This is a genomic window from Dyadobacter sp. BHUBP1 (assembly GCF_050587785.1).
Lineage (GTDB): Bacteria > Bacteroidota > Bacteroidia > Cytophagales > Spirosomataceae > Dyadobacter.
Genome location: NZ_JBOBIH010000003.1, coordinates 667,094 through 684,733, shown reverse-complemented (window position 1 = coordinate 684,733; position 17,640 = coordinate 667,094). Strand labels below are relative to the sequence as shown.

At 51.0% G+C, this 17,640-nt stretch carries 15 protein-coding genes; 4 read left to right on the top strand and 11 right to left on the bottom strand.

Annotated elements, in window-relative coordinates; genetic code table 11:
• Nucleotides 1-200 precede the first annotated feature (200 nt).
• From ACQ4MZ_RS15085 to ACQ4MZ_RS15065, 5 genes are all read right to left on the bottom strand, one after another.
• Nucleotides 201-2,081 carry a RagB/SusD family nutrient uptake outer membrane protein gene (locus ACQ4MZ_RS15085; protein WP_430845901.1) on the bottom strand — a complete coding sequence of 627 codons (1,881 nt, stop codon included), beginning with the start codon at nt 2,079-2,081 and terminating at the stop codon, nt 201-203.
• Between the two features lie 10 nt (nt 2,082-2,091).
• On the bottom strand, nt 2,092-5,322 hold the full coding sequence (locus tag ACQ4MZ_RS15080) for a SusC/RagA family TonB-linked outer membrane protein (protein WP_430845900.1): 3,231 nt from the start codon (nt 5,320-5,322) through the stop codon (nt 2,092-2,094).
• Between the two features lie 568 nt (nt 5,323-5,890).
• Nucleotides 5,891-6,676, bottom strand: a complete 786-nt coding sequence (locus ACQ4MZ_RS15075; RefSeq protein ID WP_430845899.1) for an SDR family NAD(P)-dependent oxidoreductase — start codon at nt 6,674-6,676, stop codon at nt 5,891-5,893.
• Between the two features lie 5 nt (nt 6,677-6,681).
• Nucleotides 6,682-7,542, bottom strand: a complete 861-nt coding sequence (locus ACQ4MZ_RS15070; protein WP_430845898.1) for an alpha/beta hydrolase — start codon at nt 7,540-7,542, stop codon at nt 6,682-6,684.
• Between the two features lie 76 nt (nt 7,543-7,618).
• Nucleotides 7,619-8,998: a Gfo/Idh/MocA family protein gene (locus ACQ4MZ_RS15065; RefSeq protein WP_430845897.1), complete on the bottom strand. Its 1,380-nt coding sequence runs from the start codon at nt 8,996-8,998 to the stop codon at nt 7,619-7,621.
• A gap of 127 nt (nt 8,999-9,125) precedes the next feature.
• Between ACQ4MZ_RS15065 and ACQ4MZ_RS15060 the strand changes: the two genes are divergently transcribed.
• A complete protein-coding gene (locus ACQ4MZ_RS15060; protein ID WP_430845896.1) occupies nt 9,126-9,608 on the top strand; it encodes a DinB family protein in 483 nt (160 codons plus the stop codon).
• A gap of 45 nt (nt 9,609-9,653) precedes the next feature.
• Here ACQ4MZ_RS15060 and ACQ4MZ_RS15055 read toward each other — a convergent pair whose 3' ends face one another.
• On the bottom strand, nt 9,654-10,295 hold the full coding sequence (locus ACQ4MZ_RS15055) for a 3-keto-disaccharide hydrolase (RefSeq protein WP_430845895.1): 642 nt from the start codon (nt 10,293-10,295) through the stop codon (nt 9,654-9,656).
• Nucleotides 10,296-10,476: 181 nt separating this feature from the next.
• Here ACQ4MZ_RS15055 and ACQ4MZ_RS15050 point away from each other — a divergent pair, with 181 nt between their 5' ends.
• Nucleotides 10,477-12,879, top strand: a complete 2,403-nt coding sequence (locus ACQ4MZ_RS15050; RefSeq protein ID WP_430845894.1) for a PAS domain-containing sensor histidine kinase — start codon at nt 10,477-10,479, stop codon at nt 12,877-12,879.
• A gap of 11 nt (nt 12,880-12,890) precedes the next feature.
• Here ACQ4MZ_RS15050 and ACQ4MZ_RS15045 read toward each other — a convergent pair whose 3' ends face one another.
• A complete protein-coding gene (locus ACQ4MZ_RS15045) occupies nt 12,891-13,229 on the bottom strand; it encodes a GNAT family N-acetyltransferase (RefSeq protein WP_430845893.1) in 339 nt (112 codons plus the stop codon).
• A 28-nt stretch (nt 13,230-13,257) separates the two neighbouring features.
• Here ACQ4MZ_RS15045 and ACQ4MZ_RS15040 point away from each other — a divergent pair, with 28 nt between their 5' ends.
• Nucleotides 13,258-14,259 carry a phosphotransferase gene (locus ACQ4MZ_RS15040; protein ID WP_430845892.1) on the top strand — a complete coding sequence of 334 codons (1,002 nt, stop codon included), beginning with the start codon at nt 13,258-13,260 and terminating at the stop codon, nt 14,257-14,259.
• Between the two features lie 29 nt (nt 14,260-14,288).
• On the opposite strand, the gene ACQ4MZ_RS15035 is transcribed toward ACQ4MZ_RS15040, so the two are convergent.
• Nucleotides 14,289-15,206, bottom strand: coding sequence for a sugar phosphate isomerase/epimerase family protein (locus ACQ4MZ_RS15035; RefSeq protein ID WP_430845891.1), 918 nt, complete (start codon nt 15,204-15,206; stop codon nt 14,289-14,291).
• Between the two features lie 107 nt (nt 15,207-15,313).
• Between ACQ4MZ_RS15035 and ACQ4MZ_RS15030 the strand changes: the two genes are divergently transcribed.
• Nucleotides 15,314-15,811, top strand: coding sequence for a VOC family protein (locus ACQ4MZ_RS15030; RefSeq protein ID WP_430845890.1), 498 nt, complete (start codon nt 15,314-15,316; stop codon nt 15,809-15,811).
• A 4-nt stretch (nt 15,812-15,815) separates the two neighbouring features.
• On the opposite strand, the gene ACQ4MZ_RS15025 is transcribed toward ACQ4MZ_RS15030, so the two are convergent.
• The 3 genes from ACQ4MZ_RS15025 to ACQ4MZ_RS15015 all read right to left on the bottom strand — a co-directional run bounded on the left by ACQ4MZ_RS15025 (nt 15,816) and on the right by ACQ4MZ_RS15015 (nt 17,617).
• The gene (locus ACQ4MZ_RS15025) at nt 15,816-16,151 is read right to left on the bottom strand and encodes a type II toxin-antitoxin system PemK/MazF family toxin (RefSeq protein WP_430845889.1); all 336 of its coding nucleotides are present in this window, start codon (nt 16,149-16,151) and stop codon (nt 15,816-15,818) included.
• Entirely contained in the window at nt 16,151-16,372 is a 222-nt protein-coding gene (locus ACQ4MZ_RS15020) for a hypothetical protein (protein WP_430845888.1), read from the bottom strand. The genes ACQ4MZ_RS15025 and ACQ4MZ_RS15020 overlap by 1 nt, the downstream gene beginning before the upstream one ends.
• A 63-nt stretch (nt 16,373-16,435) precedes the next feature.
• On the bottom strand, nt 16,436-17,617 hold the full coding sequence (locus ACQ4MZ_RS15015) for a glycoside hydrolase family 5 protein (RefSeq protein ID WP_430845887.1): 1,182 nt from the start codon (nt 17,615-17,617) through the stop codon (nt 16,436-16,438).
• Nucleotides 17,618-17,640 lie beyond the last annotated feature (23 nt).

Here is a 17,640-nt window from a genome sequence, read left to right as displayed (position 1 = left end):
ACTGTGCTTATCTAGTTAAACAGGATTATGCCAAAATTTACAAAAATCTGATTATGAATTAATTACAAATATCCCACAAGTTTAATAGTGTTTACCTAAATCCACGGTTTGTGGGAATTTGTCTTCAAAAAACCTCAAAAACGAAAACTGCCCGTACTGTAACAGCACGGGCAGTGACCAGATAGTCGGCTCAAAATCTGCTACTTGTCGTAACCAGGGTTCTGAACCAGTTTCGCATTCCGGTTGATCTCGTCGCGGCTGAACGGACGGAAATACATCTTATCCACCCACGTACGGTTTTCGTGCGATTTGTCCTCGGTTGGTGTGTAGGTATAGTCGTAAACGGTCGGATCGTAATGGTACGGCTCTCTCATCGACTTGCCCGGCTTGAACTTACCGATCACGGTAATGAACTGCAACGAACGGCCCAGCGTAGTTGGAGCGATCATCCAGCGACGTGCATCGTGGTAGCGTTGCTCCTCGTAAGCCATTTCAATGCGTTTTTCATGACGGTAAGCTTCTTTCAAAGCAGCACCCGAGACTTTCAATGCCGGCATACCTGCGCGGAAACGGATCTTGTTCAGCCATTCCAATGCAACGGCATCCTGTCCCAACTCAATGCTCGCCTCGATGTAATTGAATACCACCTCGGTTACGCGGAAGAACGGCCACGGGATATTCTGACGATCGGTATTGTCGTACAATGCAGGGTTCGGGTCGATGAACTTGCGCATGTAGTAACCCGTGCGGCTTCCGTTCCAGTCTTCGATCGTGCTGCTGCGGGTATCAAGCCCCTTACGGTTGAACAATACGCCTTTCTCGTCGAGCAAATCATAGGAACCGGTCTGGATCTGATTAGCAGGGTCTTTGGCATCGGAAGGACGTGGCTTCCACGGAGCGCCATCATACATTACCGTTGCATAGAAACGCGGATCCCGGTTTACGTAAGGATTAGCCTTGTGAGTAGGATTGGTCCACGAGAACGGCGTACCGTCCATCATTTCATAGTCATCCACAAGCAAACCGATTGGCGTGTTACCCGCCCAGTTGTGATAACCGTTTGGACCGTTGTTCAAACCGGTCTGACGCGCTCCATCCGACGTCTGGCTGGCAGTGAAATAACGGCCAAAGATAATGTCGTCACCACCGGAAGCATCCAGTGTTTTATCGGCGCTGTATCCGGCCATAGCTATTGAAATGTAGTTGGTCTTACCTTGCGCCGCGGTAACGGGAGCAGTCAGGTTAAGTTTGTAGCCTGCTTTCAGATCCAACGCCGCTTTCGCAGCAGCCTGAGCGACTGTCCAGCGCGCCTTGCGATCGCCGGTGGTATAACCCAGGAACTCAGGATTTGGATAGGCAGCTATCAATGCAGATTTTGCTTTGGCAGTAGGAACGTCATGCAGGTCGCTCGCAGCATACAGCAAAATCCGGGATTTCAACGCCAATGCGGAAACTTCCGAAGCACGTCCCTTCTGCTCTGGCTTGCCTTTCAGCAATGCGGCAGCACTGTCGCAATCCGCTACGATGAACTTCACGCATTCCTCGAAAGTATTCCGTGCTACGGAGTAATCTTCGTTCAATGCATACACTTTCGTGATCAAGGGCACCGATCCGTAGTAGCGTACCAGCTGTTGGTAGTAATAGGCGCGTAGGAAGTGTGCCTCACCCTTCAGACGGTCTTTCAAAGTCTGGTCAGTGAAAGTAGAAGTCGGCAGCGACTGGATCGCCTGGTTGGCGGCGCGGATACGGGTGTACATAGGTCCCCATCCGTAAGTATCATCTACCCAACCCAGGTTGGAAGGGCTTAAACTCCCCTCGTTCACTGTGTTGATGTTACGACCTGTGTGGGTGAATACAGCTTCGTCTGTGAGCGATGCCAGCATTTGCTCGCTGAAACCACCTTGCTGCAAGCCCTGATAAATACCTGTCACAAATCCTTCGGCCAAAGCGCCGTCTTTCCAGACCTCATCGGTAGGAATTTCGGTGGGCGGTGTTACATCCAGGAAGTCAGTGTCGCACGACACCAGCCCGGATGTGGCCAGAGCCGCCAGAAAAATCCAATTTTTATAACTCAGTTTCATTTTTTTAATCTTAGAAAGTTACACGTACACCTGCATTAAGAACTCGCGACTGCGGATAGTATTGCCCGTTGGTAGAAGTCGCTTCCGGGTCCCAGATCTTGATCTTGTCGATCGTAAACAGGTTCAATGCGTTTACATACACGCGCAGGTTACTCACACCGATCTTCGAACCAAGCTCCGAAGGCAGGTTATAACCCAGCTCGATGTTTTTCAGACGCAGGTAGTTATTGCTTTTCAGGTAATAGGTGTTTGCACCTGCATTATCGAAGTTGGTATAATAAGTGTTGTTACGGTTAGCCAGGCGAGGATCGGTCGAGCTTGGGTTGTCGATCGTCCAGCGGTGATCGTAGGCGTATTTCAGGTAGTTACCAATGTCACCCGACTCGGTTTGTCCGATGTACTGCAAGCCGCCCATTGTTCCCTGGAAAAGGATAGACAGGTCGAAAGACTTGTAGCCGAGGTTGATATTCACACCGCCGGTGAATTGCGGACGGTTGGTTTTTTCAGAACGCACTTTGTCATCAGCGGTAATTTTGCCGTCGCCGTTGATGTCCTTGAACTTCATATCGCCCGGGCGGAGTGTTCCGGTAATGCCGCTGTAATCCAATGTATTTGCATCGATGGCAGCCTGGTCCGCGAAAACACCGTCGTATTGGTAAGCAAGGAATGCCTGGTAAGGCTTTCCGGTTGTGCGCTGGTATGAAGGAGCGCCCGGTGTTTCATCCCAATACTTGATCGTGTTTTTAGCATAACCCCCATTCACACCCACCGAGTAGGTAAAGTTATCGATCGCGCCGTCGTAGCTCACTTTGAATTCCCATCCTTTGTTTTGCAGCTTACCCAGGTTTTGAGGTGGAAGCTTGCCATCGATACCCGCGCTGGAAGGCGTAGAGCCCGTTTTCGGGATCAGGATCTTCGAACGGTTATTGATAAAGTAGTCGATTTCAAATGCAATGCGGTCTTTCCACAAAGTACCTTCGATACCGAAATTGGAGTTGTTGGCAACCTCCCAGGTAAATGTGTTGTTCGCAACACGGCTTTCGAGCAAAGTCTTAGCTACCTGGTCGTTGATAATGTACGTACCAAAGCCCATAGTATTCAGGTATTGATATTCAGCCAACGTTTCTGTTCCGAGCAAGTAAGGCTCGGCACCCATTTGTCCCCATGAAGCACGCAGTTTCACGTTGTTCACGAAGCGGATATTGTTTTTCCAGAAACCTTCTTCGGAAATACGCCAGCCTGCCGATACCCCCGGAAAGAAACCGAAACGACCGTCTTTCGGGAACACGTAGGAGCCATCCGCGCGCCACAGGAACTCGGCCAGGTATTTCTCTTTGAAATTGTAACCCACGCGACCGAAGTAGCTCAAACGTGCACGTTTGTACAGGTCACCATTGTTGGTACCTGAGTTGCCAATGTTCTGCTCTGGTGTACCACCCGCGAAAAGCTGATCAACCACCGGCGAAATGAAGTAACGGCGGTAAGCGAAGAAACCGTCCGCATCCACAGTCTCGCGCTGGATGCCCACCATGGCGTTGAAGTTGTGCGAGCCGATGGTCTTCTCGTAAGAAGCCTGGCCGGTCAGCTGAATGGAAAGCTCCTGTGAAGAAGTTTCTGTCAAACGCGGATCGCTGAATGTCGACCGCACGGTTCCTGTCAGGAACGGGGTTACGCCATCTTCTTCATAGGTCTTTTTATCCCAATAATAAAGCGTCCATGGCTTCTGGAACGATTTCTGGCGACGCATTTGCTTATCTATCGCGGCCATTGCCGTCACTTTCAGGCCCGGTACGCCGGGAACGTCGATGTCCAGCTGGCCGTTGGTCTGGATGTAATCGCGCTTGTCGTTGTTGTAACCCGTTGTATTGGTTGTAATCACCGCAGGGTTCTGACCGTTTTCGATATCCGGACCAGGACGCCCGTCCGGCCAGATCGCGATTTCGGTAGGCTTGCCACGCATCAGCATACGGAAAATATCGCCCGCGCCACCGCCATTCGGGAAGCGACGGAACTCTTCCCGCATTACCACACCGAGCTTTGCGGTTACGTATTTGTTGATCTTCGTGTCGAGGTTCACACGCATGTCGTACTGCTTGTAACCTGTTGCCGAATTCACGTAGTTACCTTCCTGATTGATATAGCCCAATGAAGCGAGGTATTTGATGTTCTCGCTACCACCGGTCAATTGCAGGTTATGGCGTTGCTGTGGTGACCAATTGCGGATCACCGAGCCGTACCAGTCGGTATTCGGATGGATCAGCGGGTCGGAGCCGTCGCGGAACTTCTGGAGGTCGGTCGGGGTGAATACCGCGCTCAGTACATTACCATTATCGGTACGGGTGTAAGCACCGTTGGCATTGAAGCCTTGCAATGCACCTTGCCATTGGTTCACAGGCAGGTTGTCGTATATCTGCAATTCGTTACGGATGGTCGCATATTCCGCAGCATTCGACATTTTAGGCGTGCGCGTAGGCTGGCCTATACCCAGGTTCAAGTCATAGGAAAGTTGCGGCTTGCCACTCTTTCCGCGCTTCGTCGTGATCAGGATAACCCCGTTACCTGCACGTGAACCGTAGATCGCCGCAGCCGCATCTTTCAGCACCGAAATACTCTCGATGTCGGCAGGGTTCAGGCGATCGAGACCGCCTGAACGGTTGGGAACACCGTCCACCACGATCAGCGCATTGCTGTTACCCAATGAGTTGGTACCGCGGATCCGGATTGCCGAGCCGTCGTAACCTGGCTCACCGCTCGATTGTACCGCTGAAACACCCGGCAAACGGCCACCCAATGTGTTTGAGAGGTTGGTCGAAGGTGCTTTTTGAAGCTCAGCTCCTTTCACGGCCGTTACCGAACCGGTCAGGGTTGCTTTCTTGGCAGTACCATAACCCACGACCACGACTTCGTCAAGTGCCTTGGTATCCGTTGCCATTTTCACGTCCAGGCTGGTTTTGTTGCCCAGCGGGATCTCCTGTGTAATGTACCCGATGAAAGAAAACACGAGCGTCGCCGTACCCGGCGCATTCACAGTATAGTTCCCCTCAATGTCCGTTACCGTACCTGTCGATGTCCCTTTGACCAGGACGCTCACGCCGGGCAACCCCTGCCCCTGCTCATCATTCACTTTTCCCTTCACCGTTACGTCCTGAGCGTACGCACCAGTCATGACCAGCAAGGTCAGCAGAAGGGAGTAAAAGTACCGCGTTAGGCTACGGTACTTTTCCCGTTCAGAAATCATCATAGATTAAGTATAGATAGATAGTAGATAGTTAAAAAAATTATAAAAAAAAGAAAAGATATTACAACTGGGTTTCATGCATAAGCCATTGTTTTTCAACAAGTCAGATAAGTGTCTACCATACACAATTTGTCTTACTTAAAATTCCTATAATCCTATTCTTAAAATCTCACTCGTAACCGGAGGGCGATTTATTTAAACTTGACAGGGGAGATAAACTCGAAAATGTTATATTTCTTAATCCGGCAATACCGAGATGGATTATATGAGTAACCGGATGTACAAAAAGATATGAAATTATTTACATAAACAAGCATTCCTGCTTTCTGAATATGTTTTCTTGAAAAATAACCACTAGTTACTTGACGTATACCATTAACCGGTCTCTATACGCAGCAACTAGTTCGATATGCAACAAAAAACCGCTTCCATTGCGCGGAAACGGCATTTTATGAAGATAGTAATACCAATTTTGCAGAAACTTACGTGATTTTTGCAGACGTAAAAGCCGCCATGCGCTGCTAAACGGTTGAATCTTTTAAAAATTATATTTTACAAGATAAAAACACGATTAGCGGGCTGTCCAACCGCCATCGACTGTCAGAATGGAACCTACCATGTAGCTGGCCGCATCACTGGCTAAAAAGATGGCGGCACCCTGGATTTCGTGCAAATGCCCCCAGCGGCGTAGCGCCGTAGCACCCAGGATAATATCGCGTGCATCATCGCTTTCGGCAATGGGGATATTCATCTCGGTAAGGAACGGACCGGGGCATATGGCATTCACCATAATATCGTAAGGAGCAAGCTCCAATGCCAGCGCACGTGTCATTTGCACGATGGCCCCTTTACTAGCAGTATAAGGTGTACGGTTGGCGAGCCCCACCAGCCCCAGCGTACTTGCCAGGTTGATTATGCGGCCACTGTGCCGTGCTTTCATATGCGGCGCGACAGCCCGGCATACCAGCCAGGTACCGGTTACATTCACATCCATAACGTGTTTGAAATCTGCCGGGGACAGCTCGTCGATCGGCCCGCGGATGTTGATCCCCGCACTGTTGATCAGAATATCGATCTTCCCGAAACTTTCCAGGGCAAAAGCCACCATGGCAAGCACCTGCTGTTCGCTGGTAATATCGCCGGCATAAGAAAGCACACGCGTCCCGAATGAAATACACAGTTCGGCGGCGCTGCGCTCACCGTCGACAGCACTCCGGTTGACCAACAAGATAGCACAGCCCGCGGAAGCCAAACCGGCCGCCATAGCCAGGCCAAGGCCTTTGGAACCTCCCGTGACAATGGCGACCTTTCCGGTAAGATCAAATTGTTTGATGCCTGGCAAAACGTCCTGTACCATGGCGATCAATACTGATGGAATGCTTTGGAAACAAATGCCAGTACTTCCGGCAACGACTCGCGCCAGTAAGTCCATGTGTGCCCGCCGTCGCGTACACGGAACTCGTGCGGCACTTCTTTTTTGCGTAACGCAATGTGAACGAGACTATTCCCTTCATACAGAAAATCATCGTCACCGCAATCGATATACCAGCGTACGGCCTTTTTCTGATCTTCGGCGATGTTGTTGATCAGTGCCAGCGCGCTGTGCCGGTTGTAATATCGTTCGACCGTCGAATCGGCGATATTCGGATTATTCCGGATCAGGTTCTTTTTAGCATCTTCCACGGTGATCGGGCCGGTGGATGCGCTGAGCGGGCAGGCCGATGAAAACAGCTCGGGATGGTGTAGTGCGTACATAAAGCTTCCGCCACCTCCCATCGAAAGCCCGGCAATGGCGCGATAGCGCTTTTCACTTTTAATGCGGAATTTCTTCTCAACATACGGCATGAGCTCAGTGAAGAAGAAGTCCTCGTAGTTCCAGTCGCCCTTCACGTCATTGAAATACCCTCTCCTACCCGTGTTCGCATCCGGCATGATGATGATCATCGGTGTGGCAGTCCCTTCACTGATTGCTTTATCGGCAATATGCAGCACTTCACCGAACTGTACCCAACCGGTATGGTCGTCGCCAGCGCCGTGCAACAGGTACATCACGGGATAACTCCGCTCGGAGGACGCGTAATCTGGCGGCAGATAAACGGCAAACTTCCTTTCGGATTTAAGCACCTTGGAGGGCAACGACAGATTATCGAGCACCTTCCCCGTCTGGGCAAGCGCCGGGACAGTCAGCATTGCTGCTAACGCGATCGCAGAAATGATCTTCATACCAGGAATAGTTGGATTTGGGTTGAAACAACAAAAGCGGGAGATGTTCTGCATCTCCCGCCCGGTACGAAGGTTTTTATTTCTTCCTTATTTTCATTGCGACAGGGTCCCAATGAACGATCTTTTTGCTGAAATAACTTTCATTACACGCCAGCACTGGAGCCGCCGCACGGAAGCCGAATACCGGGTCTTCAACGGTTCCAACACTACCTTTTTTCACATTTTCGAAGAAGTCCCTGAAATGGTTAGCGTGCGCGTCATCCTCTTTCGGTGCTTCAAACCGCACTTCTTTTACGGGTTCCGCTTTCCGGGTATCTTCCGGATATTGAGCATCATATTGCTTCTTAAACTCTTTCTGCTGCGCTTCTGAGAAGGTATTGAAGCTATCGTAACCGCCCATACCAGGCGCTTTGGGCAGTTTCTTTTTCGTGAGTACCAGGTTGTTTTCGGTAAATTCAATCTGCCCTTCAGTGCCGATGATCCGGGTATTGTTCGCTATGGCGCCCGCATTCGCAAAGTTTACGCGGAGTACCATCTGGAAATGGGCATGAATATCGGTTTTGGGGTAATCGAGGATCGAGACGAGCACATCTGGCACATCGCGGCCGTCTTTCCAGTAGCTAAGTTCCCCGGACGACATCACGCGCTCGGGGCCGAGCGAGTTGGTCACAAAATGCACGCCGGTAATGAGGTGCACAAAGAGGTCTCCACCCACGCCGGTACCATAATCCTGGTAGTTTCTCCAACGGAAAAAGCGTTTTGCATCGAATGCACGCTTGGGCGCATCGCCCAGGTAGGTATCCCAATCCACTGTACTCGGCGAAGCGTCGGTCGGAATGGAGTAGTTCCATGCGCCGATGGCATTGAAACGGTCGTTATTGGATTCCACATAGTTGATCTCACCGATCTCACCCGCCTGAAACAAGCGTTTCGCCTCCTTAAACGAAGCCGAGCTGATCCGCTGGCTACCAACCTGCATCGTTTTGCCGGATTTCTTCCAGGCATCAATCACGGACAGGCCTTCATTAATGTGGTGCACCATCGGCTTTTCACAGTATACATTCTTACCGGCCTGCAGTGCAGCTTTGGTGATGTGGTCGTGCCAGTGGTCGGGCGTCACGACTAGGACTGCGTCGATATCCTTTCTTTCGAGTATCTGGCGATAGTCGCGCGTTGTAAAAATATCCTTTCCATAAAGCTCCTTCACCCGGGTGAGACGACCGTCGTACAAATCGGCGGCAGCGACGAACTCCACGTCCTGGGAGCTACGCAGCGCCGCTTTAGTGTCGCTGTGCCCCTGGATACCCATTCCTATCGTCGCGAAACGGATCTTGTCATTGGGACTGATTTTTTTGAGGTCCCTGATAATGTGAAAAGGCTTGGCAATGCTTTCCGTGGCTAACAGTGCAGACGCGGCTGTTACATTTTTGAGAAAACTACGGCGATTAGGCTTCATTTGAAGAATTTCAAAGGTTTAAGAAGATGATTTCCCAATTTAATCAATTCGCGATTCGATGCACAGGTAATTCAAAAATATGTACATTTTGCAGACGAATTCCCCACCCACTAATAACTAATGTTCCATGCACGCCGACCAGCGAAAAAAACTGACTAATGAACTGATTGATCTCATCAGGGGCGGAAACGCTCACGTTACCCTCGATGAGGCGCTTGCCGGTATCCCGGCCAACCTGCGCACCGTAATTCCCGATAACCTGCCGTACAGTATCTGGCAACTCATGGAGCACATCCGGATCGCCCAGAAGGATATTGTAGACTTTTCCATTTCAAAGGATTATAAAACGCTCATCTGGCCCGACGAATACTGGCCCGAGCCAACGGACAGTGTGAGTGATCAGCAATGGGAAGAAAGTCTCAGGGAGATTAACGACGACCAGCGACGATTTTTCCAGCTGTTACAAAATGAGAAAAAGGACCTTTTCAGTCCCCTGCCATGGGGCAGCGGGCAGAATATCGTCCGCGAAGCGATGCTGATTGCCGACCACAACTCCTACCACCTGGCTGAGATCATCGTAGCCCGCCGCTTGCTCGGCATCTGGAAGTAATGCTAAAGGGAAGCGGGCGACATTTGAAATGCCGCCCGCTTCCTTTCAGAGTTCTTCAATCATAATATCCTTGTAAAATACTTTGGCTTTCCCTCCTCCGTGGATTTGCAGGCCTATCAATCCTTTTTGCGGAATGGATTTATCGGGTTCCGTATAATCGACCGTTTTTGTGCCGTTCAGGAAAAGCTGAATGTGACCGTTCCGGCTATGCACTTCGTAGTTGTTCCAATCGTTCCGTTTTACGATTTTCTCGACCAATGCAGAGTCGGGAGCAATCAATGTTTTGTTCCGCCTCGATTCATCATAAAGACTCGCCCAGTATTTATCGCCCAGATCGGCCTGATAGCCCGTCATTTCATAAGGCGGATTTTGCAGCCGTGCGCTATGGAACTGAACGCCCGTGTTGATAAAGCCTTCGTGGCCGGTCAGTTTAAATTTAACCTTCAATATAAAGTTGGAATACTCCTTACGCGTACACAGGAATTCGTTATGAGGCACGTTCTCTTCCAGTGAGCCGCCGGCAATACTGCCGTTTTCAATTTTCCAGGTTTTAATCGTGTCTCCCTCCCACCCCTGGAAAGTTTTCCCGTCGAAAAGCGAAACCGGCTTCCCAGTCGGCTGGATCATGATACACCCGGCGAACGCCAGGGCAGCAGCGCAGGCAAAGTAGAATGGTTGTTTCCTCATGACACAATCGGTTTGGGGCTAGTATGCTTTTTTCTAATGATGGTTAAAGCGATTTCGGCGAGGTTTTTACTTGAACGGGCGTCACAAGTAACCACCATTGCTTTTAACCTAATATCCGTACTTTTATAACGTGTGACTGCCTCTAAATGCCGAGATACGTAAACCTGAGCAAGTTTTTACAATGACAAATAGTACCCTGAATGAGCCTGAGAACGATTTGCTGCTGGCAATCGAACGGTTTAAACTTGTGGCAAAAGCTACCCATGACGTGGTCTGGGACTGGGACCTGGCGAGGGGATCGGTCTGGTGGAACGAGGGGATGCAGGAGATTTTCGGCTACCGCCCGGAAGATATCGAGAGCGGGCCCAACTCCTGGTTCGACCGTATCCACCCCGACGACCAGGAGCAGGTGGTGAAGAAGATTTACCAGGTTATCGAAAAGGGAGAAAGCAACTGGTCGAATTTCTATCGGTTCCGCCGGGCTGACGGCTCATATGCGCACGTCCACGACCGCGGGTACACGATCCAGGGCCGAGGCAAACCCGTACGCATAGTGGGCTCGATGATGGATATTTCGCAGCAGCTTCGATCGGATAAAGCCAGGGAAGAAAGCGAGGAGAACCTCCGGTTCGCGATGCAGGCAGCCCAGCTTGGCACCTGGAACCTTAATCCCATCGATAAAACAGCGTTGTTCAACGACCGTTGTAAAGAACTATACGGCTACCCGGCCGATACAGAGATGCATTATGAGGGCCTGGTCCAACTTATACATCCCGATGACCGCACGAGAGTGATCGAGGCCGTCGAACGTGCGCTCGACCCGTCAGTGAGGGCTATTTATGACGTCCGCTACCGGGTTATCGGCGCCAGCGACCGCAAACTTCGCTGGCTGCATTGCACGGGGCAGGCGTATTTCGATCAGACCGGCACTCCCTACCGTTTCTCAGGCATCTCCCGCGAAATCACAGCCGAGGTTACAAGTCAGGAGAAAATAGCCTGGGCCGACCAGCAGGCGGCCATGACCATCGAAGGCTCGGGAGCGGGGTCGTTTATGGTGACGCTGGCCACTAACGAGATTATTTACTCACCTACCATGGCGCGGATTATTACCGGCAGCGAGGCGGCCAATATGACCCGGGATATTCTGCTCGCAAGCCTTCATCCCGATGACATCGGCATCCGCGATCGTGCCTATACAGAAGCAGAAGACAGCGGAGAACTGCGCTACGAAGCCCGATTTATCTGGAATGACTCTTCTGTACATTGGGTAAGAGTACTGGGACGGTACTTGTATGATAGCATGGGTAAAGCTATTTCACTGTCCGGCATTGTGATGGACATTACCGACCGCATTGAATCGGAACAGCGGCTGAAAGTGAATGAAGAGCATTTACGGACCCTGATTGAACAGGCACCTGTGGCTACCGCATTGTTTGTAGGGAAAGATATGGTCATTGATATCCCGAACGAAGCGATGCTCAAAGTGTGGGGAAAAGGACGCTCGGTAATAGGCAAGCCGCTTCGGGAAGCATTGCCAGAGCTCGAAGGGCAGCCGTTTCTCGGTATTCTCGACCGCATTTACAAAACCGGTGAAGCGCATTCGGAGCAAGGGGCGAGAGCCGACCTGGTGGTCGATGGCCGGCTGCAAACATTTTATTACGACTACACTTATAAACCCCTGAAAAATTCGAGAGGCGAGGTATATGCCATCCTGGACATGGCTGTGGACGTGACCGAGCAGGTAATGTCCCGGCAGGAGCTCGAACAGAGTGAAGAACGGTACCGGCAACTGGCCAGCGAGCTGGAACGGCGGGTGGGCCAGCGCACCGATGAATTGCACCAGGCCAATATTGAGTTGGTCAATTCCAATAACAACCTTCAACAGTTTGCCTACGCCGCCAGCCACGACATGCAGGAGCCGCTACGGAAAATCCAGTCGTTCGGTTCACGTCTGCTTTCGACCTATTCCGACAAGCTCGATGACAACGGCAAATACATGCTGAACCGCATTCAGGATGCTTCAAAAAGAATGTCGGCGATGATCGACGACCTGCTCGCCTATTCCCGCCTCACCACGCGCGAAGGCGAATTTGGCGAAATAAGGCTGGATGAAATCGTACATTCGGTGCTGGCCGACCTGGAAATATCGATTCAGGAGCAAAAGACCGATATCATTGTCAACGACCTGCCCGTTGTCTGGGGCAATGGCCCGCAGCTTGCACAGCTTATGCAAAACCTGATCAGCAATGCGATCAAATACCGGCTACCCGACCAACAATCGGTGATCAGGCTTTCGTACCGGGCTGTGAGTGAAGCGGAAAAGGCGACGTTACCAAAACTTTTGCCTGATCATCCCTACATTCGCCTCGAAGTGACCGATAACGGCATCGGCTTCGACGAGATTTACCTCGATCGCATTTTCCAGATGTTCCAACGGCTGCACGGGCGGAGCGAGTTCTCGGGTTCCGGTATAGGCCTGGCTTTGTGTAAAAAAGTGGTTCAAAACCACCACGGTTATATTACGGCCCAAAGCCAGCCAGGAAAGGGAGCCACGTTCATCGTATACCTCCCGCAGCCGCGCTGAGCCAGCCTGGGTTATCGCTTTTGCCAGATATCTGCAAATTCTTCGGGATGGCGGCGGAACTGTCCGTGCACGTACTCGCATAGGGGCAGCACCTGCAACCCGTGTTCACGGGCGTAAGCCACCATGGCGTCGAGCATCTTGCGCGCCAGCCCGCGGCCTTCCATCGCCGGGTCCACCTCGGTATGGTACACGGTCAATGTGGTTTCACTTAATCCTATCACCATTTCCCCCACCTGCTTGCCATCCTCCTCTGCGTAAAAAGCTCCCCGGCGGCGGCTATCGAGCTTGAATTTGATCTCTGCCATAAATTTTTGTTTAAAGTGCGTCACGTTCAGGGCAAATATATCCATAATTTTGCCGCCCCAATCGCCTTACGCCATGAACCTCTTCCCCGTCTCGAATTCCAACCTTTCGCCCGTTCATCTGGGTCATTTTATTCAAAGGCATTATTTTCCTGAGCAACAGGTCGAATGCCGGATATTGAAAACCGGGATCAGCGACACCTACCTGATCCTAACGCCCGGCAGACGCCACATTTTTCGTGTTTACAGTTTTCAATGGAGGACGTTGACGGAAATTTCGGAGGAACTGCGCCTGCTGGAGCATTTGCACCAAAATGGCGTGGCCGTTTCCTATCCGGTCGCCGATCTCTCCAAATCATTCATACATACCTTCCAGGCACCGGAAGGTGAACGTTTCGGTGTGATGTTCTCCTTTGCCGAAGGCGAAAAGGTGCTCAATTTCGATCCGGAAACGCATTATCGTGTGGGAAAACTCATGGCCGAAATGCATTTGCTGACCAAAGACTTCCCTTTACAGCGCGTAACCTACACCGCAAAAGAGCTGCTGATCGACTCGCTTGCACGATTGAGCAGGTTTCTGCCTGCCGACACTGAGGAAATGCAGTACATGAAGACGGTACAGGGATACCTGATCGATGAATTACAGAACGCGGATCAATCCCAGGTACGAAAAGGGGCCGTCCATCTCGACCTGTGGTTCGACAATATGAATGTTACGACCAATGGCGACATTACCTTCTTCGATTTCGACTTTTGCGGAAATGGCTGGCTCTGCCTGGATATGGCCTATTATATGCTCCAAATTCATTCCACGGAAAAGGACGATGCTGAACGTGAACTGAAAACGGCGCAATTCATGAAAGGCTACGAGTCGGTTACACCGGTGAGTGATGAAGAAAAACGGCTGATCCCGATGCTGGGAATCTGCCTGTATTTCTTCTACCTGGGTATACAGTCGCAGCGCTACGACAACTGGTCGAATGTGTTTTTGAATGAAATTTACCTGAAAAGGTTCATCAACCTTTTACTCAAAAAATACTTTGACTATCACCAGCTCGGACAGAAGCTAGCCTCATAAAAAGGCCGGCAAATGCCGGCCCATGCTTTCTATACTGCCGTTTCGACAATCTTCTTCATCTTCGTAAGGCTCGTTTTGGCTACCTCCAATGCATCCTGGGCCCAGTAGTCCTTATTGAACACTTCAAAAGACAGAATGACAGGCTTGTCCGGATCTTTAAGGCTTTGAATCACATTTTTCCAAGGTGCAATACCATCGCCTACATACACGCGGTCCGCGTCTGTGATCTGCTCGCGCGGCGGTGTTTTGGGGTAATCGTTTACGTGGAAGATCTCTATCAACGGCTTGCCTACATCCTTAATGGCATCCATTCCGGAGCCACCTTTGTGCAAATGGTAAACATCCATGAGCAACCGCGCCGAGGGATGCCCCGATTCGACCGCTACATATAATATCTCTCCTACCCGGCTGAGGTTTTTAGAAAAGCCCCATAGTTCCAGGTGCGGCACAACGCCGGTCTTGTCACCTAATTCAAGGATAGTACGGTAACGCTCCGCTACGCGTGCAAGATCGAGCGAAGCGCCGGTGGTAGCACCCATGGGTGGGGCCGCTACGCGCGGGCAGCCAATGGCAGCAAGTTGCTCCATTTCTCCTTTCAGCTGGTCCAATGCTTTGGCACGTGCTGTTTCGTCGTCCACGATCCAGGTCGCAAAACCGATCGCGTCCTCCACTTTCAATCCGAGGTCACCGATCATACGTTTGGCTTCCTGCAACGTACCGCCGCCTTTGAGATACTCCTGCAATGTGCTGATCCATATCTCGACAGAACCGTAACCTGCTTTCGCCGCTACTTCCAGCTCCTTGCGAAACCCGAGCTTCTGGCCGCGCAGCGTACTCATATTAAGGGAATAGATAAATGGTTGGGCTTTGGTTTTCGCAGCTTCGGCGGGAACGATGCCCGCTGCGCTCACGGCAGCGATCGAGGATAGTGCTTCTCGGCGATTCATTAAATATGTGCTGAATGGTTAACTGATTTAACTGTAAAGTGGTTTTCCGGAATTTTTTACCGCAAATGAATGTAAATTGATTGCTTACATATCGCATTCAACCTCCTATGGAACCAGATCATTATATTATTCCTGCCCAGACAAAAATCGGTCACGTCCATCTCAAAGTTGCCGACCTCGACCGTGCCATCGACTTCTATTGCGGCTTACTCGGCTTCGAAATAACCACCCGCTATGGTACGCAGGCAGTTTTCATTTCCGCTGGCGGTTATCACCATCACATCGGCCTGAATACCTGGTACAGCAAGGGCGCACCGCCCGCGTCGACCCACGGCGTCGGCTTGTTCCACACCGCGATTCTTTACCCTACCCGGAAAGACCTGGCCATTGCATTGAACCGTCTTTTGAAAGCCAACTATCCGCTTACCGGCGCCAGCGACCACGGCGTTTCGGAAGCATTATACCTGAACGACCCCGACGGCAACGGCGTGGAGCTCTACTGGGACCGGCCTCAGGACCAGTGGGAATACCTGCCCGACGGCTCGATTGAAATGTATACGAAGAGTTTGAATATTCCAGGATTGCTGGCAGAACTAAATAAATAGGCAGCTATAAAATATCCAGATGGATCAATATGGCCAGTTCAACAGCCTTCATTTTCGCACTGTTTAACTGGCCTATCCTATTACCTAACCTGGTTTTGTCAATAGTCCGAATCTGGTTCGCCTTTACCTTTGACTCATTACGTAAGCCACCTTCATTTACATCCAGCAAAACTTCGAACGGATAAATTTTAGCAGTACTTGAAGTCACCGGCAGCACCGTAACGGTGGCACCATACTGATTATTAACATCATTCGAAACAATGAGAACGGGACGCGTTTTGGCTGTCTCGCTACCTACCACAGGATCGAGTTTAGCCCAGAAGATATCTCCCTTTTGCATTACAAATTTTCAAAATCCGCGTGTTGAAAATCATTTGTAATGGAAAGATCCTCTTCCCGCGTGGCTTGGTAACCCTCTTTCAATATTTCTTCAAGGGGATGGCGACGCTCACGGGCAATTTTCTCTTCAATTGCCTCTTTGGTGAATCCATTCTCTTCCCGTTGAAGCGAATGAATGAAGTTGACGTCGGAGTCGGAAAGTTCTATTTTTACCGTTTTCATGTGTGTCATTTTTTCAAATATAACACTTATAGCTGCTCAATCCAATAAACTCCCCTCTCCCTTCTAGTACTTCATCAACAACGTCAGCAACTTACGGTCCAGCTTATGCCCGTGCCAGTCTTCGTAAGCCACATCCTCGCGCCGTGAATCGAGCACGCCGAAATCTCCGGCGAATTCCCAAAGCGAGAAACCGATACCATTCGACGAAAGGACATCGAGCACGTCGTTGAACCAGGCCAGGAAAACGTTATGCGGTGTTTTGTTCCAGCAGCCGCATTCTCCACAGTGTACACCCACGCCCTTGCCGACGAGTTCTATCCAAGGCTTATAGAACTTTTCGAGCATTGCACGGCTCAGATATTGATCTCCTACCTGCCCCGGCCATCTGGGTTCCGGCGCGTTGTCGGGGTCTTTCATGGCCCACGGCGCTTTGTAGTGCGAGATAATGCCAGGATGGTACCCGCGGCAGCTCTGAGCGATGTCGAGATCGGCCAGCTCGGGGATTACCGACGTGCCTACATCGTTCCCGTCAGCAATGATCAAATGCCCCGGGTTTTCCTTTCTAATTGCTTCTGACGCCGCGATAGCCACTTTCCGGTAAACATCACCAGGCACCGACGACCGTTTGGAATGCTGGTCGTTCATATCGGCGCGCATGCTCGGCTCATTAAGCAAGTCAAAGCTAATGCGTTTCCGGGACGTATTCTTGTACCTTTTGGCCCACATATTCCAGTGAAAACAGAATGCGTCGAGTGCTTTCTGGTCGGTCCAGAGATTGTAGGGTTCATTAAAACCCGCGTTAATACAGTACCCCGGTGCACGGTGCAGGTTCAGGCTTACATGTATATTATGCTTGTGCGCGGCGGCCACGAGCTTATCGATGCGCTCCACGGCTTGCTCGTCGATCTGGTAAACTTCTTCCGGCGTAATGCTGCGACTCCGATCGAATTTCAGGTAGGCCGGGTAAGCCATCGGGATACGCACAAAGTCGAAACCCCAGTCGGCCATCCATTTGAACTGCTCTTCGGTAGTTGCCTTACGGCCTTTTGCCGGATCGGGCGCAAAGAAATCGAGCAGGTTAAAGCCTTTCCATTTGGGCAGCTTATTCTGCGCGAACTGGCCGAAGGCGGCTTCGCCCAGGGTGACCTGACCCGCCGAAGCCGGGCCTGACACAGCAAAACCGGGCGCGAATGCGGCCCCGGCTACTGCAATGGAGGTATTTTTAACAAATGTCCTGCGATGCATGCCGTTCGAAAGTTATTCGTGGT